Here is a 16,128-nt window from a genome sequence, read left to right on the forward strand (position 1 = left end):
GCCGCAGCGGGTGGACTCAGGCCGGCGAACCCGGCGACAGGGTGCGGAGGGTGTCGAGCACGTCGACCAGGGCGTCGTCGTCCCCGACGTTGCCCGCGAAGACCACGTACGGGATGCCCTGGGCGGGCCCGGCCACGGGCTCCCAGAGGGAGACGATCCCGGGCAGCAGGGTGCCCCGGGACCAGGCCCGCACCACCGACAGCCCGAGAGCGGCGGTGTCCGAGGAGGTGATCCCCCCCTTGGCGACGACAAAGGCCGGGCGGATGCGCGCGGCGATCGCCCGGACCACCGCGACCGAGGCGGCACTGACCGTGCGGGAGATGTGCAGGCTGTGCTGGGCGTCCCGGCCGGTGACCAGGGTCCGGCTGGTGCGGATGACGACGTCGTCCGCGGAGCTCGCGTCGGCGAGCAGCTCCACCGCCCGGTCGACGATGTCGGCGAGATGCGCAGGGGCGGTCTGCTCGTCGAGCAGGGTGGGGACCTCGAGCTCCAGCTCGACGATGTGCCCGCGGCTCCGCAGCGCGTCGAGCTGCCGGGTGGTCAGCCCGACGTGCGACCCGACCACGATGAGCCCGTGCGGCGCCGCAGGACGGGGATCCTGCGGTTCCGGGGTGCGCTCGGCCGCCTGCCGGGCGTCCCGCACGATCGCGTGCAGCCGCTCCGCGTCGATGGCCGGGCGGGCCTGCTGGCCGGCGCGGGCCCGGACGAACGACGGCCCCACCCGGTAGAGGAAGGTCCGCCCGCGGGCCTCGGCGGCGACCACGGCCTGGACGAGCACCCGCAGGTCGTCGTCGGTGACGGCGTCCACCACGACGGGGACGCCGCCGGTGAGCGCGCCGAGGACTTCCTGCACCCGGTCGGGTCCACCGACCCGCAGGTGGTCCAAGGTGATGGCGGCGACATCCCCGGCGGCGATGCGGTTGTCGGTCTTCTCCTGCACCCAGGACCGCAGATCGCTCTCGTGGTAGCCGAAGGTGGCGTCGCGGGCGAACTCGCTCTGCGCGACCGGCACCATGCCCTCGGCGGTCCGCGTCCAGTGCACGGAGTCGATGGTGATCCGGCCCGGCTCCAGGTAGGCCGGCACGACGAGGACACCGTCGACCGGGGAGCCCAGCCCGGCGAGCTCCGCGGCCAGGACGTCCGTCTCCAGCGGGAAGTGTCCGCGCAGGGTGGAGTCCGACCGACTGGCAATCGCGTACTGCACGCCCTCCGCGGCGGCCGCCTCGGCGAGCGCGTGGACGATCTCCCGGTTCCGGTCGGCGGCGTCCTCGGGGGTCAGGCTGCGGCTGTTGGTGAGCACGAAGAAGCCGGCGGTGTCCTGCTGCAGGGCCCACCGCAGGTCCTGCACCGACCACGTGGTGAGGACGGGCAGATCGGCGATGCTCTGGGTGCCCGTCGGGTCGTCGTCCAGCACCACCAGCCGTCGTGCGGTCGCCACGGTCGCGGCGAGATCCGCCGGGTCGACGGGACGTCCCGGCGGCAGGTCCCGGGTCAGTTCGGCCAGGGTGACCGGCTCGCGGTGCGGCACGGGCGGAACGGACATCGATGCACTCCCAGGGGTTCTCGCGCTGTGACGGATGGTGTGGCGGGGTGGACCGCTACCGGACGGCGGACCGGGACGGTGGCGGCGGTGCCGCGAACGGGTCTCCCGCGCCGCCGGTCGCTGCCTCCAGGACATGGTGGCGGAGATCGTCACGCGTCTGGTCCATGTGCGACTCCATGGCGCCGCGGGCCGCGTCGGCGTCCCCTGCGCGCAGGGCCTCGGCGATGGCGGCGTGCTCGCGGATCGCGTTGGCCTGGATGACCGGCAGCGTGGAGGTCTGCCGGCGGGTGTGCGTGAGCAGCTCGCCGAACGGTTCGAACATGAAGGGCACGAAGATGTTGCCCGACGCGCGCATGATCACGGCATGGAAGGCGATGTCGGCCTCCACGAACAGGTCGACGTCCCCGGAGTCGTGACCGGCGGCCATCTCCTGCATGCAGGAGGCGAGCTCGTCCAGGTCCTCCTCACTGCGGCGCGCCGCGGCGAGCTGCGCGGCGCCCACCTCGACCATGCGCCGGGCCTCAAGCAACTTCTCCGAGACGCCGGACGAGGGATCGCGGTGGTGCTCGGCCCGGACGATCGCCTCGAGGGAGGTCCACCGGTCGGGGACGTTGACGAAGGTGCCGCGCCCGCGGCGGATCTCGAGCACTCCCTGGGAGCGCAGGATCCGGATCGCCTCGCGCACGGTCAGTCGGCTCATGCCGTAGCGCAGGGCCAACTCACCCTCGGACGGAAGCGCGGACCCGGCGACGAAGCTGCCCTCGATCACCGCGGTGAGGATGCCGTCGGCCAGTTCCTCGGGATAACCCACCGGGCCGGCCTCCTCGTCGTCGAGAATCGCGCACAGATGTCGGGGACATCAGATGTCTGATGTGTAGAGCGAGTGTGGCCCCGCCCGGGGAGGGTGTCAACAGGTCCCGCCCCGCCGGGAGCAGGCATCCGGGTGATTCACCGATGGTCACGCGGGCCGGCGAGACGGACCCGGCCCCATCCCGCCGTCCACGCGCCCCGACCTCTCGTCCGCGCCCACCATCGGCAGCGCGAACGAGAGACCGGGGCGCGTGGAACAGGACGCACCTCCGACAGGCCCCGAGAGACCCGGGCGGCCGGAAGATGCGGCCTCGCGAGGGTCAGCGGGCGGCGCGGACCGCGTCGGCGAGCGGGGTGGTCGGGCGGCCGATGAGACGGGCCAGATCGGTGCTGTCGGTGTCCAGCGCACCCTGCGCGGTGGCCTCGTCCAGCGCGGCCACGAATCCGGCGGTGCCCTCGTCGAGACCGGCCCCGGTGAGGATGCCGCGCAGTTCGGCCACGGAGACGTCCTGGTGGGTCACCGGACGACCGGCGACCTCGGTGATGACGGCGGCGAGCTCGGTCAGCGTGAACGGGGTTCCACCCAGCTCGTAGACCGCGCCCTCGTGGCCGTCGGTGGTCAGGACCACGGCCGCCGCCGCGGCGTAGTCGGCGCGGGTGGCCGCGGCCACGAGCCCGTCACCCGTGGCCCCGACGATGACGCCGCGGTCCAGGTACTCCCCCAGCCGCGCGGTGTAGTTCTCGGTGTACCACCCGTTCCGCAGGATCGTGGTCGGCAGGGCGGACGCGGCCAGGATCTCCTCGGTCGCCTTGTGCTCCGGGGCGAGGACGAGCGGGGACGTGTCGGCCCGCAGCAGGCTGGTGTAGACGATCCGATCCACCCCGGCGTTCTCGGCGGCCCGGATGACGGCGGTGTGCTGGGCGACGCGGCCACCCGGCTCGCTGCCGGACACCAGCAGGAGGACGTCGACCCCGGCCAGTGCGGTGGTCAGGGTGTCCGGGCGGTCGTAGTCGCCCTCCCGGACCTGGACCCCCCGCTCGGCCAGGTCGGCGGCCTTTCCGGGGGTCCGCACGACGGCGACGACGTCCCCGGCGGGGATGCCGGACTCGAGCAGGTTCTCGACGACCAGGCGACCCAGCTGGCCGGTGGCTCCGGTGATGGCGATGACGGACATGACGCTCCCTCGTGGTGAGTGCTTACTATTCCACAGCGTAGCTGATCCCGACAGTGCCATAGGATGAGGGAGTGACCAGCACAGCGGACCGCAGCGGATCGGACGGGGCGACCCCGCAGCGGGAGCACGAGGCCGTCGACCCGGCCACGGATCTCGCCGTCACCGTCTTCGCCCGCGCGTGCGCCTCCCGCGGGGCCCTGGAGGACATCGGCACGAAGTGGGGGTTCCTCGCCCTGCTCGCTCTGGGTGAGGGCGACTACCGGTTCAACGCCCTGCGCCGGCGGGTGGACGGGGTGAGCGAGAAGATGCTGGCCCAGACCCTGCAGACCCTGGAGCGGGACGGCATGGTCGTCCGTGACGTGGTCACCACCATCCCGCCGCGGGTGCAGTACTCCCTCACCCCCCTGGGCGTGCGCGTCGCCGGTCGGATCGCCGACCTGACCGCACTCCTCGAGGACGCGGTGCCGGAGATCGTCGCCGCCCAGGATCGGTTCGACCACCGCTCCTGAGGTCGACATCCGCCGGGAAGTTCACCCTCCCGGGTGGCCCGGCCCTGGCCGACGCGGGTCCCCCGGCCGGTGGGCACGCTCGGCCACGAACCCGTCGGACGGTCGACCGGGCCGATCGTCCCGGCCGTGTCGGCCACTCCACGTCTCCGCCGACGCGTGACACACGGTGATCGACCCCGGGCCGTTCCCGCCCCTCCCCGACCGCGCGGCCCACAGAGCCTTGACGACACACGGTTACCGTCGTTTTCACGTTCTGTCATCGATCTGAGCGGAGCGTCAACCCCGTCCCGCCTGCCTCGGCGCCACGCTGGACGGCCCACGAGGGAGCCCGTTCGATGGTCGTTCTGCCCCGTCCCGCCCGCACCGGCACGCCCACCTCCCCCGGCGCCGCCGGTTCGGCCGGAACCGTGACGAAGTGGATCTACTCGCTGCGCACCGACCAGCTGCTGGCCTGGTCGTGGTTGCCGCTCTTCGCCCTGACCGCGGGGCTCAGCCTGCCGTCCACCCCGACCTTCGACCGCGCCACGCTGGCCGTGATGAGTTGGGTCTTCCTGGTGAGCCTGCTGCACCAGCCGTTGACCCTGCTGCTGGTCTACGGGGACAAGGCGCAGTTCCGGATGCGGCGCGCGCTGTTCGTCTGGACGCCGATCGTCGCCATCCCGTTGATCACCGCGGCCGTGCTGCTCGACCTCTGGATCATCATCCCGATCGCCGCGGTGTGGCAGCTCTACCACACCCAGCAGCAGCGCTACGGGCTGCTCCGCATCTACGCCCGCAAGGCGAAGTACGGCTCGGTGGCGCTGGATCGCGCGGTGTCCTACGTGCCGCTCGCCGCCGTGATCGCCGCCGTCGCCCTGCTGCCCGGCACCGCCCACCAGCTCACGCGCTTCGCCGACGGGCTCGGTTCGGACAACGCCAGCGAGGTCGAGCTGCTGCTCTCCGCCCGGTCGCTGCTGCTGTGGGTCGCCGTCCCGCTCGCCGTCGCCGCCGTGGTCGTGCTCCTGGCCTACGGCCGCCAGGAGCGGCAGGCGGTGATCGCCGGCCGGGCCAACCCCGCGAAGTGGAACTACCTGGCCAGCTCGCTGGCCCTGCTCGTGGCCCTGATGGTCAACCCGGTCGCCGGACTGGTCGCCTACATCACCGCCCACGCGATCGAGTACGTCGTCGTGGTGCACCGCACGCTCATCAGTCGGTACGGCACGGACGCCCGGGGCGCCGGCGGCCGCGGGCTGCTGGCCTTCCTGGCCGGGACCCCGCTCAAGCGCGTCGCCCTGCTCGTCGGGTTCTTCGCCGTGTTCGCGGTGATCGACCTGCAGATGCGCGGTGTGCTCCCCACGGCCACGTACCTGATCATCGTCTACAGCATCGGGCTGCTGCACTTCCTCTACGACGGCTTCATCTGGAAGAGCCGCAAGCCCGCCGTTGCCTCGGACTTCGGCATCCCGGCCACCCCACCGGCGCGCTGACCGACCCGGGCCCGCTCCCCCGGCCCCGGGTCGGCGGACCCGCCCCGGGCCAGTAACCTCGAAGGACTCATCCTGGCCTGGGGGCGGCTGTCGCCCTCAGTCGCGATCGCCCCGTGCGCATCGCAGACGAGCGAGAGGCGCAACCGGAATGTCCGACGTGACGCAGACACCGCAGTCGACCTCCCCCGCACCGGCCGACGCCGGGCCGGACCGCGTGGTCGTGGGCGAGACCACCCTGGAACTGAAGACCGTCGCGGCCGTGGAGGGCGCCTCGGGCGTCGACATCTCCAAGCTGCTGGCCACCACCGGGGTGATCACCCTGGACCCGGGCTTCATGAACACCGGGTCGACCACGTCGGCCATCACCTACATCGACGGCGACGCCGGCATCCTGCGGTACCGGGGCTACCCCATCGAGCAGCTGGCCAAGTCCTCCACGTTCCTGGAGACCAGCTATCTGCTCATCTACGGCGAGCTGCCCACCCAGACCGAGCTCGACGCCTTCACCTCGCGGATCAGCCGGCACACCCTGCTGCACGAGGACCTCAAGCGGTTCTTCGACGGGTTCCCGCGGGATGCGCACCCGATGCCGGTGCTGTCCAGCGCGGTCAGCGCGCTGTCGACCTTCTACCAGGACGGTCTCGACCCGTTCAACACCGAGCAGGTCGAACTGGCCACCGTCCGCCTGCTGGCCAAGCTGCCGACCATCGCGGCCTACGCCTACAAGAAGAGCATCGGCCAGCCGTTGCTCTACCCGGACAACTCGCTCGGGCTGGTGGAGAACTTCCTGCGGATGTCGTTCGGCTTCCCGGCCGAGCCGTACGAGGTCGACCCCAAGATGGCCAAGGCGCTGGACCAGCTGCTGATCCTGCACGCCGACCACGAGCAGAACTGTTCGACCTCGACGGTGCGCCTGGTCGGTTCCTCGCACGCGAACCTGTTCGCCTCCGTCTCGGCCGGCATCAACGCGCTGTTCGGCCCGCTGCACGGCGGGGCCAACCAGGCCGTGCTGGAGATGCTCGAGAAGATGCGCGTCGAGGGCGGCGGGGTCGACGCGTTCGTCAAGCGGGTGAAGAACAAGGAGCCCGGCGTGAAGCTCATGGGCTTCGGGCACCGGGTCTACAAGAACTACGACCCGCGCGCGGCCCTGGTGAAGGCGACCGCCGACGAGGTCCTCGCCGATCTCGGCGCCGACGACGAGCTGCTGCAGCTGGCCAAGCAGCTCGAGGAGGTCGCGCTCTCCGACGAGTACTTCATCTCCCGCAAGCTCTACCCGAACGTCGACTTCTACACCGGGCTGATCTACAAGGCGATGGGCTTCCCCACCCGCATGTTCACCGTGCTGTTCGCGCTGGGCCGGCTGCCCGGCTGGATCGCCCAGTGGCGCGAGATGATCGCCGACCCCACCACCAAGATCGGCCGCCCGCGGCAGGTCTACACCGGCTACGCCGAGCGCGACTGGACGGGGATGGCCGAGCGCTGAGCCGACCACGACCTCGATGCGGGCCCGGGCGATGATCGCCCGGGCCCGTCGTCGTCCTTGCCGATGCCAGGGTCGGAACCGGCTGCCGCAGGGCGGGGTCCGGCACTGTCGGTGGAGCCGGGCATGATCGGGGGATGAGTACGCCCAGCCTGTTGTGGTTCCGTCGTGACCTGCGTCTGTCCGACCACGCCGCCCTGCTCGCCGCCGCCCACGACGGAGACGCCGACCGCGAGATGCTCGGGGTGTTCGTCGCCGACGACGCGCTGATGAAGCCCTCCGGCGCCCCCCGCCGGCACTTCCTGGCCGGCTGCCTGTCCGCCCTGGACGAGTCGATGGGCGGCCGCCTGCTGATCGTGCACGGCAGGCCGGAGACGGTGATCCCCCGGTTGGCGGCGCAGATCGGCGCCGACAGCGTGCACATCTCCGCCGACTTCATGCCCTACGGGCGTCGCCGGGACGATGCGGTCGCGAAAGCGTTGCAGGACAAGGGCATCGAGCTGGTCACCACCGGCTCCCCGTACGCCATCGCGCCCGGCCGGGTCACCAAGGACGACGGCAGTTCCTTCGCCGTGTTCACCCCGTTCTACCGGGCGTGGAAGCAGCACGGCTGGCGCAAGCCGGCCGTCTCCGGGAAGGGCGTGAGCTGGATCGATCCGGATTCGGTCACCGGGATCACCCGGCACGACCCGGACCTGCTCGCCCGGCCGCTGCCGAAGGGCATGACGCTGATCGAGCCGGGCGAGAAGGCCGGTCTGGCCCACTGGAAGGACTTCCTGGACGGACCGGTGGACGACTACCAGGACCACCGCGACCGGCCCGACCTGCCCGGCACCAGCCGGATGTCGGCCTACCTGAAGTGGGGCTGCCTGCACCCGCGCACCCTGCTCGCCGACCTGGACGGGCGGTCCGGGGAGGGCGCGGAGACCTACCGTTCCGAGCTGGCCTGGCGGGAGTTCTACGCCGATGTCGTGCACCGGGTACCCGAATCCACCCGGACCTCGCTGGACCCGGTCATCGAGGCGATGGAATGGGACAGCGGCGCCGAGGCCGACGAGCACCTGCAGGCCTGGAAGGACGGCCGCACCGGGGTGCCGTTCGTCGACGCGGGCATGCGCCAGCTGCTGGCCGAGGGCTGGATCCACAACCGACTGCGGATGGTGGTGGCCTCGTACCTGATCAAGGACCTGCACCTGCCGTGGCAGATCGGCGCCCGGCACTTCATGGAGCACCTGGTCGACGGTGATCTGTCGTCCAACAACCACGGGTGGCAGTGGGTGGCCGGGTCCGGGTCGGCGTCCGCCGCGTTCTACCGGGTGTTCAACCCGATGACCCAGGGCGAGAAGTTCGACCCGAACGGCGAGTACGTCCGCAAGTACGTCCCCGAGCTGGCCGGGGTGTCCGGCAAGGCCGTCCACCAGCCGTGGCTGCTGCCCGACGGCGTCCCGGACGGCTACCCCGAGCCGATCGTGGACCACAAGGCCGAACGGGAGGAGGCGCTCCGGCGGTTCAAGGAGCGCCCCAAGCGCTGAGCGCCGGCCGGGTCCGGTACGAGCCGCCCGGTGCGGCACCCGTGACGGGCCTCCGCACCGGGGCGGCCATGGCTCAGCCCGCGGCGACCGGTCGCAGACCCCAGGAGGCGGACCAGGTGTCGCCCGGTTCCAGGGTCAGCAGCCCCCAGCCGTTGTTGAACGCGTCGGCCGCGCACGTCATCGGCTCGACCGCGACGGCCCGCCGCTGCTGCGGGGCGGACGGGCTCGGGAAGTTCGTCGGCGAGAACACCTGGACCCAGCCGAACACCTCGTCGGCCCACAGCACCAGGCCGGTGCCGTCCGGAGCGGTCAGGCTGTGCTCGACCCGGCCCCCGTCCGCCGCCAGGTCGGTCAGCGCGACGTCGGCGTCCAGGTGTCCGAGCCGCACCCCGGAGCGCAGATCCAGACCGGTGCCCTGCACGGGCTCCCGGCCCACCGGGATGAGCCGCTCGTCGCACGGCGCGTAGGTCTCCGCGCGCACGGTCAGCACCAGGTCGTCCACCGGGTGGTCGCCGACCCGCAGGTAGGGGTGGGTACCCACGCCGAACGGAGCCGCAGCGTCGCCCGGGTTGGTCAGCTCGTGGGTGACGGCGAGCCCGTCGGCGGTGAGCGCGTACGTCACCCGGGTGTCCAGGACGAACGGGTAGCCGTGCTGCGGGTAGATCGTCGCGGCCAGGGTGATGCGGTCGTCCTGCTGCTCGACGACCCGGTAGGCGGTGTTGCGCAGCAGCCCGTGGGTGGCGTGCCCGTTGGACAGCTCGGTGATGTCCAGCTTCTGCACGGCCCCGTCGTGGGTCCAGCGGGCATCGCGGATGCGGTTGGGCCAGGGCACGAGCACGATGCCGCAGCCCATGGGCGGCAGCTCGGCGTCGTCCCACGTCTCGGTGTAGGCGACGCCGCCGACCTGGAACCCGCGGAGCACGGCGGCGAGCTCGCCGATGTGGGCGGTGGCCTCGCCGAGTCGCAGCTCGTGCACCGGACCGGTGGCCGGGCGGGCGGTCACCGGGTGCCCCCGCTCGCCGCCGACAACGCCCGCCCGAACTGCAGCAACCTCTGCATCTGTGCCAGCCCTCCATCGGTGATCGACTTGGAGAACCGGTAGGTCTCCATGAACTGCAGGGAACGCGTCTCGTTCGCCTCGGTCAGCTCGGTCAGCGAGCGCTCCGGGGTCTGCGTGGAGAGGTACAGCATGACGGTGTGCATGGTCCGCGACCCGTCGGGCTGGTTGTGGAAGCGGTGGCGCAGGCCCTGGTCGACGATCGCGGCGAGCGGCACCGTCCGCAGCGACGAGGTGAAGAACGACTCACCCGGCGCGTCGTCGTCCACCTCGTCGTCGCCGTGCCACAGCACGAGCCGGCGGCCGTCGGTCACCGCCACCTCCTGCCACAACGACTCGCCCCACGGCTGCTCGGTGGTCAACCGCTCGCAGGTGAAGGCGGTGACGTCACCGAAGTCGAGCACCCCGGACAACGCGTCCAGGGCGATCTCGGCGTCACGGATGTAGGCGTGGACGGCATCGGCCAGACCCTGGTACGGGGCCCAGTCCTGGGGTGGGTGCGACGACGGCGACGAGGACGACATGGGTGGGGGCCTCCCGGGTTCAGGGCACCGATCCTGCCCCATGCCGGTGAACGTTCCGGACCAGGGCACCGGTCAGCCGCGGACCGACGCCACCGTCGCCGACCAGTGCCGCACCGCGCCCGTGCTGATCATCGAGATGCTGATGATCGGCAGGACGGCGAACAGGAACGGCCAGGCCACCACCCCGCGGACGGCCACCTCACCCAGGATCCGGACCAGCCAGTAGACGCTGAGCGCGAGGGACAGGGCGCATCCGCCGATCAGGATGCCGCGCGGGCCGTTCAGCACCTGCGCCCCACCGGCGATGAGCAGTCCGGTGGCCAGCCAGGTGAGCAGGGCGACGACGGTGAACTCGTCGTCCAGGCCCGATCCGGAGTCCTGGACGACGCCGGCCACATCGGCGCCGGCCAGGACGAACAGGCCCGCGAACAGCAGCAGACCGCTCTGCACGAAGGCCAGGACCGCCGCCGCGGTCACCCCGCCCGGACGGAACGGCCGCACCGGCGCCGGGTAGGCGGGGCCGGGCGCCGGATACCCGGTCCACCCACCGGTCGGCCCGTACCCGGGCCAGGCCTGCCCGGGGTACGCCTGACCGGGGTACTGCTCACCGGGGTACTGCTCACCGAGGTGGTGCTGGCCGGGGTGGGCATGGCCCGGGAACTGCTGGCCCGGATAGGGCTGTGCAGGGGAGGACCCACCCGGATACGGCTGCCCGGGATGCGCACCCGGGTGCTGTCCGGTGTGCGGACCGGGCCACTCATCCCACCGGCCCGGCCGGCCCGGCTGACCGGCGGAGGGCTGCTCCTGGCCGGCACCGGGAACGGGCTGCTCCCCCCACCCCTGCTCGCCCCACCCCTGTGCACCCCAGGCCTGCGCGGACGCCGGGTCGCCGGCCCACGGGTCCTGCCCTCCGTACTGCCCCGGCCCCTGCGTCATCCGCTGCGCTCCACCCCTGCCGACCGCCGCCGACTCGCCGGTCATTCTGCCCGCCCGGGAGCCCCCCGGTCCGGCCCGGTCGGGTGATGGACGGGGTGGCGGCAGAACCCGGACGGCCGTCAACCCGAGCTTGCATGCGGCCCCGGGGATCGCCGACGGATCCACACCACGAGGATCGCCACCGGGAGCACCCCGGCGAGGAACGGGACGGGCAGCACACCGCGGGAGGACAGCCAGAGGCCGGAACCCACCGCGACGGGGATCGTCACCACGGCCGTCGCGATCAGCGGCCGGGTGCGGCCCCGCCACGCCGGTCGGGTCGCCGCCAGCCACAGGCCGCCGAGGAGCACGGCGCCGATGCCGGTGAGCAGTTCGGCCACGCTGTCGGCCGGCCAGACCCAGCCGGAGAACACCCAGCCGAGAAGGATCACCCCGAGCAGGATCACGGCGCAGACCAGCAGCAACCCCACCTGCAGACGGCCCAGGACGAGCAGGGCGCGGGGGCGCCCGACATGCCCGTCACCCGTCGGGAACTCCACCACGGACCCACTCCCCCTCGAGCCGTCGAGTATCCGCCGGGTCAGTCGCGGGCGTCACGGGTGTCGTACCGGATCAGGGTCCGCCCCCACGCCGCGGCGACCAGGGTCAGCACCACGCAGGCGATCCCGCCGCCGGTCACCGCTATCTGCGTGGTGGTCGCGGACGCGACGAGCCCGTGCAGCAGATCCGCGACGCGCGGCCCGCCCGCCACGACCACCAGGAAGACCCCCTGCATGCGGCCGCGCATCTCGTCGGTCGCCTGCACCTGCAGGATCGTCGACCGGAAGACGCTGCTGATCATGTCGGCCCAGCCGCCGACGGCCAGCAGCAGCACGGCCACCCACAGTGCCGAGGTCAGCCCGAGCACGCTCATCGCCGCGCCCCAGACGAGGATGGCCACGACGATGGCCTTGCCCTGCCGGTGGATGCGCTGGATCCAGCCGCCGGTGAGCCCGCCGACGAGCACCCCGATCCCCATCGCCGCGTTCAGTGCACCCAGGGCCAGGCCGCCCTCCGGCGGGCCGCCGAAGATCTCCTGCGCCATCTGCGGGAACAGAGCCCGGGGCAGGCCGAAGACCATGGCGATGATGTCCACGACGAACGTCATCAGCAGCAACGGACGCACCCACAGGTAGGACAGCCCGTCGACCACCTTGGCCCGCGACCGCTTCCCGCCCAGCGGCGGCATGGCCGGCAGCCGCACCACCGCCCAGATGACCGCCACCGTCAGCACGGCGTCCAGGAAGTACAGCCAGCCCAGGCCGAGCACCGGGACGAGCACGCCGAACAGCAGCGGCCCGACGATGACGCCCGCGGAGAACACCGTCATGCCCAGGGCATTGGCCGACGGGACCAGGGCGGCCGGCATCAGCCGCGGGATGATCGCCGACCGGGTCGGCTGGTTCACCGCGAAGAAGCCCTGCTGGACGGCGAGCAGGGCCAGCACCACCCACACCGACTCGCCGCCCGCGAAGGTGGCCAGCCACAGAGCGACGCTGGTCAGCCCGATGCCGGTCGAGGTGATGATCAGCAGCGTGCGGCGGTCGTAGGTGTCCGCGATGGCCCCGCCGAGCAGACCGAACACCACCAGCGGCACCAGCGCGACCAGGGAGGCGATGCCGACCCAGGCCGAACTCCCGGTGATCTGGAAGATCTGCTGCTGGACCGCGACCGCGGTCAGCTGGGTGCCCACCACGGTCACCACCTGGCCGATGAACAGGCGGCGGTAGGCCGGGACGGCCAGCGGCCGGGTGTCCGGACCCCAGCGGCGGGCCCGCCCGGGCGGACCGGCCTCCTCGGGGACGGCCGAGGCCGGGTCCGTCACGGCCCGAGTCGTTCCACGACCCAGGCGGATCCCCCGCGACGGAACCGCAGCCGGTCGTGCAGCCGGCTCGGCCGGCCCTGCCAGAACTCGACCGACTCGGCGGTCAGGTGCCAGCCGCCCCAGAACGGCGGCACGGGGAGCACCTCCTGCCCGGCGAAGCGTTCCTCGACCTCGGCCTGCGCCGCGGCCAGGGCGTCCCGGCCGGCGATCACGGTGGACTGCGGGCTGGTCCACGCACCCACCTGGGACGCCCGGGGGCGGGTACGCCAGTAGCTCTCCGTCGCCTCGGCGGACAACCGGTGCACGGTGCCGCGCACCTGGATCTGCCGCTCGAGCGCGTACCAGGGGAAGGTGACCGACGCCCGCGGGTTGGCGTCCAGGTGCCGGCTCTTGGCCGACGAGTAGTTGGTGAAGAAGTCGATGCCGTCGTCGTCGACACCCTTGGCCAGCACGGTCCGCGAGGCGACGTCGCCGTCGGGGCCGGCGGTGGCCAGCACCATCGCGTTCGGCTCGAGCACACCGGCGTCCACCGCCTGCGCCATCCAGGCCGCGAACTGCTCGGGCCAGGTGGCGGCGAGGTCGTCCTCGGCCAACCCGGCCTGGGCGTAGGTGCGGCGCATGTCGGCCAGGTCGGGCAGGCGGTCGTGGCTCACGGCGATCCTCGGGACGGGGGCGGAACGGGACGGGCGACGGGTGGTCGCGCCGTCCCGGGGCGGGGGTGGCCACCGCCGTCCGCACGCTACGCGCCATGCGGACCCGGGTGACCAAGCCCACCGGTCGCCCCAGGTCCGGGCTCTGGTGGAGACACGCGGCGCGCGGCACAGTGACCCCATCCCCGGGCCGCCCCGGTGGTCGCGCAACCATCCTGCTGCCGACCCACCACCGGCCCCACCTCATCGGAGAGGACCTCGCATGACGAGTCCCGCCACGTTCGTCCCCGGCCTGGAGGGTGTGGTCGCGTTCCACACCGAGATCGCCGAGCCCGACAAGGACGGATCCGCCCTGCGCTACCGCGGGGTCGACATCACCGACCTGGTCGGCCGGGTCGGCTTCGACGACGTCTGGGGGCTGCTCGTCGACGACGCGTTCGGCACCGCCCTCCCGATGGACACCTCCGTCTCCCCCGTGCGCTCCGGCGACGTCCGCGTCGACGTGCAGGCCGGTCTGCCGTTGCTGGCCCCTGCCCGCGGATTCGCCGCCCTGCTGGACATCACCGACGACCAGGCCCGCGACCAGCTCGCGCAGACCACCGCGGCGGCGCTGTCCTACGCGGCACGCTCGGCCCGGGGCGATCTGCCCGAGGTGCCGGAGAGCCTGCTCGAGGCGTGTCCGACGATCGTCGAACGGTTCCTCACCGCCTGGCTGGGTGAGCCGTCACCGGAACAGATCCGGGCCATCGACGCCTACTGGGTGTCCGCGGCCGAGCACGGCATGAATGCCTCCACGTTCACCGCCCGGGTCATCGCCTCCACCGGCGCCGACGTCCCCGCCTGCCTGTCCGGAGCGGTGGGCGCGATGTCCGGCCCGCTGCACGGCGGCGCCCCGGCCCGCGTGCTGCCGATGATCGAGCAGGTGGAACGGGACGGTGATCCGGCCGGGCTGGTCCGCGGCATCCTGGACCGCAAGGAACGCCTGATGGGCTTCGGGCACCGCGTCTACCGCGCCGAGGACCCCCGCGCCCGCGTCCTGCGCCGGACCTGCCAGGAACTCGACGCCCCCCGGTACGAGGCCGCCGCCGCTCTCGAGCAGGCCGCGCTGGCCGAACTGCGCGAACGCCGGCCGGACCGGCCCATCGAGACCAACGTCGAGTTCTGGGCCGCCGTCATCCTGGACTTCGCCGGGGTGCCCGCGGCGATGATGCCGGCCATGTTCACCTGCGCCCGCACCGCCGGCTGGAGCGCGCACGTGCTGGAGCAGAAGCGGCTGGGCCGCATCGTCCGCCCGGCCGCCGTGTACGACGGGCACGCACCGCGACCCGTCGACGCCGTCGCCGGGGCCGACCGGCTGGTCTGAGCGACGGGCCGGGCGGCGGGCGCCGCCCGGTCACCCCAGCAGCGCCGCGGTCAGCGCCGCCCGGACGTGCTCCCGGTAGGCCGACGGCGACCACCCGCGCCGGAGCACCAGCAGGTCGTACAGACTCGGCGCCGTGTAGGCCCACAGCAGGTCGACGGCGGTGTCGACGTCGAGCCCGGGTCGGAGACCGCCCAGTCCGTGCAGATGCCGGGCCAGGCCCGTCATACCGGCCAGGCGCTCGGTGTCCGCCTTGACCACCAGGGCGCCCGCGTCCGGATCGGCCGACCGGGCAGCGAGCAGCAGCAAAGGGGCCACCCGCACCTGGACCCCGACCATCACCACCAGGTAACCCGCCAACACCTCCGCCGGATCGGTCAGGGCGCGGAGAGCGGCGATCGACTCCCGTTCGGCCATGGCCAGCGGAGCGTCGTCGCCGGCCAGGGCCACGTCGAGCACGGCCCCGAGCAGGGCCGCCTTGCGGCCGATGTTCTTGTAGACGAATTCGGCCGAGACTCCGGCCGCGGCCGCGACATCCGGGACGGTGGTGGCCGCGTACCCGTCGATCAGCAGCAGTCGGTGGGCGGCCGCGAGCACCGCCCGGCGGGAGGCCGCCGCCCGCTCCCGACGGCCGGTGGCGTCGTACTGCCGGCGTCCCTTGACGGACTCGTCCACCACGCCCACACTCCTTTCATGACAGCTCACTGTATTCGATTGTCGTGACCGGTCCGCTGCTCGTCCTGTCGGGTCTGGCCGTGATCCTCCTGGGGCTGAGCGCGGGCATCCACCTCTGCGGGGTCGCCGCCCTCAACCCGGCCCTGCGCGCGTTGGACGGCCCCGTCTACCTCGCCGTCAAACAGTCCACGGACCGCTACTTCCCCGCCCTGATGCGGCCGTTGACGCTGGCCGGGATCGGCGTCCTGCTGGGGCTGACCGTCCTCGCCGCGATCGACGGGCGGTCGACGGTGGCCGCCCTGGACGCGGTCGGACTGATCGCGGGCCTCGTCGCCCTGCTCGGCGTGCTGCGCGGTGATCTGCCCATCAACCTCCGCATGGCCGACTGGGTGGGCGACCACCTGCCGTCGGACTGGCGCACCTGGCAGGCCCGGTGGGAACGGTGGTTCCGCCTGCGCACGGTCGCCACCGGTGTCTCCTTCCTGGCCACCCTCGCCGGACTGGTCGCGCTGCCCTGATCCCCGCACCTGCATCGACGGGTCACCGC

16 protein-coding genes are annotated in these 16,128 nt (G+C 72.6%); 6 read left to right on the forward strand and 10 right to left on the reverse strand.

Annotated elements, in window-relative coordinates:
• Positions 1-16: 16 nt before the first annotated feature.
• The 3 genes from J2S58_RS08545 to J2S58_RS08555 all read right to left on the reverse strand — a co-directional run bounded on the left by J2S58_RS08545 (position 17) and on the right by J2S58_RS08555 (position 3,528).
• Positions 17-1,543 carry a four-carbon acid sugar kinase family protein gene (locus J2S58_RS08545; RefSeq protein WP_205255748.1) on the reverse strand — a complete coding sequence of 509 codons (1,527 nt, stop codon included), beginning with the start codon at positions 1,541-1,543 and terminating at the stop codon, positions 17-19.
• A 55-nt stretch (positions 1,544-1,598) separates the two neighbouring features.
• Positions 1,599-2,354 (reverse strand): FadR/GntR family transcriptional regulator, encoded by a 756-nt coding sequence (locus J2S58_RS08550; protein WP_205255747.1) that lies wholly within the window; start codon positions 2,352-2,354, stop codon positions 1,599-1,601.
• A gap of 319 nt (positions 2,355-2,673) precedes the next feature.
• Positions 2,674-3,528, reverse strand: coding sequence for an SDR family oxidoreductase (locus tag J2S58_RS08555; RefSeq protein WP_205255746.1), 855 nt, complete (start codon positions 3,526-3,528; stop codon positions 2,674-2,676).
• 71 nt (positions 3,529-3,599) lie between these two features.
• Between J2S58_RS08555 and J2S58_RS08560 the strand changes: the two genes are divergently transcribed.
• From J2S58_RS08560 to J2S58_RS08575, 4 genes are all read left to right on the forward strand, one after another.
• Positions 3,600-4,037, forward strand: coding sequence for a winged helix-turn-helix transcriptional regulator (locus tag J2S58_RS08560; protein WP_205255745.1), 438 nt, complete (start codon positions 3,600-3,602; stop codon positions 4,035-4,037).
• A 335-nt stretch (positions 4,038-4,372) separates the two neighbouring features.
• A complete protein-coding gene (locus J2S58_RS08565) occupies positions 4,373-5,503 on the forward strand; it encodes a hypothetical protein (protein ID WP_205255744.1) in 1,131 nt (376 codons plus the stop codon).
• A 148-nt stretch (positions 5,504-5,651) separates the two neighbouring features.
• A complete protein-coding gene (locus tag J2S58_RS08570; protein WP_205255743.1) occupies positions 5,652-6,986 on the forward strand; it encodes a citrate synthase in 1,335 nt (444 codons plus the stop codon).
• A 134-nt stretch (positions 6,987-7,120) separates the two neighbouring features.
• Positions 7,121-8,515 carry a cryptochrome/photolyase family protein gene (locus J2S58_RS08575; RefSeq protein ID WP_205255742.1) on the forward strand — a complete coding sequence of 465 codons (1,395 nt, stop codon included), beginning with the start codon at positions 7,121-7,123 and terminating at the stop codon, positions 8,513-8,515.
• Positions 8,516-8,588: 73 nt separating this feature from the next.
• On the opposite strand, the gene J2S58_RS08580 is transcribed toward J2S58_RS08575, so the two are convergent.
• The 6 genes from J2S58_RS08580 to pdxH form a co-directional block, all read right to left on the reverse strand.
• Complete coding sequence (locus J2S58_RS08580) at positions 8,589-9,518, reverse strand: aldose 1-epimerase family protein (protein ID WP_205255741.1); 930 nt, start codon at positions 9,516-9,518, stop codon at positions 8,589-8,591.
• Entirely contained in the window at positions 9,515-10,096 is a 582-nt protein-coding gene (locus tag J2S58_RS08585; RefSeq protein WP_205255740.1) for a hypothetical protein, read from the reverse strand. Before J2S58_RS08585 ends, J2S58_RS08580 begins: the two co-directional genes overlap by 4 nt.
• Before the next feature lie 72 nt (positions 10,097-10,168).
• On the reverse strand, positions 10,169-11,032 hold the full coding sequence (locus J2S58_RS08590; RefSeq protein ID WP_205255739.1) for a hypothetical protein: 864 nt from the start codon (positions 11,030-11,032) through the stop codon (positions 10,169-10,171).
• A gap of 119 nt (positions 11,033-11,151) precedes the next feature.
• Entirely contained in the window at positions 11,152-11,574 is a 423-nt protein-coding gene (locus J2S58_RS08595) for a hypothetical protein (RefSeq protein WP_205255738.1), read from the reverse strand.
• Between the two features lie 38 nt (positions 11,575-11,612).
• Positions 11,613-12,896, reverse strand: a complete 1,284-nt coding sequence (locus J2S58_RS08600; RefSeq protein WP_306827683.1) for an MFS transporter — start codon at positions 12,894-12,896, stop codon at positions 11,613-11,615.
• Positions 12,893-13,516: a pyridoxamine 5'-phosphate oxidase gene (gene pdxH, locus J2S58_RS08605; RefSeq protein WP_205256056.1), complete on the reverse strand. Its 624-nt coding sequence runs from the start codon at positions 13,514-13,516 to the stop codon at positions 12,893-12,895. The genes J2S58_RS08600 and pdxH overlap by 4 nt, the downstream gene beginning before the upstream one ends.
• Positions 13,517-13,808: 292 nt before the next feature.
• On the opposite strand from pdxH, the gene J2S58_RS08610 reads away from it, so the two are divergent.
• Positions 13,809-14,909 (forward strand): citrate synthase 2, encoded by a 1,101-nt coding sequence (locus tag J2S58_RS08610; RefSeq protein WP_205255737.1) that lies wholly within the window; start codon positions 13,809-13,811, stop codon positions 14,907-14,909.
• Positions 14,910-14,939: 30 nt separating this feature from the next.
• Here the strand turns inward: J2S58_RS08610 and J2S58_RS08615 are convergent, their stop codons facing one another.
• A complete protein-coding gene (locus tag J2S58_RS08615) occupies positions 14,940-15,584 on the reverse strand; it encodes a TetR/AcrR family transcriptional regulator (RefSeq protein ID WP_205255736.1) in 645 nt (214 codons plus the stop codon).
• Between the two features lie 41 nt (positions 15,585-15,625).
• Here J2S58_RS08615 and J2S58_RS08620 point away from each other — a divergent pair, with 41 nt between their 5' ends.
• Positions 15,626-16,099, forward strand: a complete 474-nt coding sequence (locus J2S58_RS08620) for a hypothetical protein (RefSeq protein ID WP_205255735.1) — start codon at positions 15,626-15,628, stop codon at positions 16,097-16,099.
• Positions 16,100-16,128: the final 29 nt, after the last annotated feature.

It is taken from the genome of Nakamurella flavida (assembly GCF_030811475.1).
GTDB lineage: Bacteria > Actinomycetota > Actinomycetes > Mycobacteriales > Nakamurellaceae > Nakamurella > Nakamurella flavida.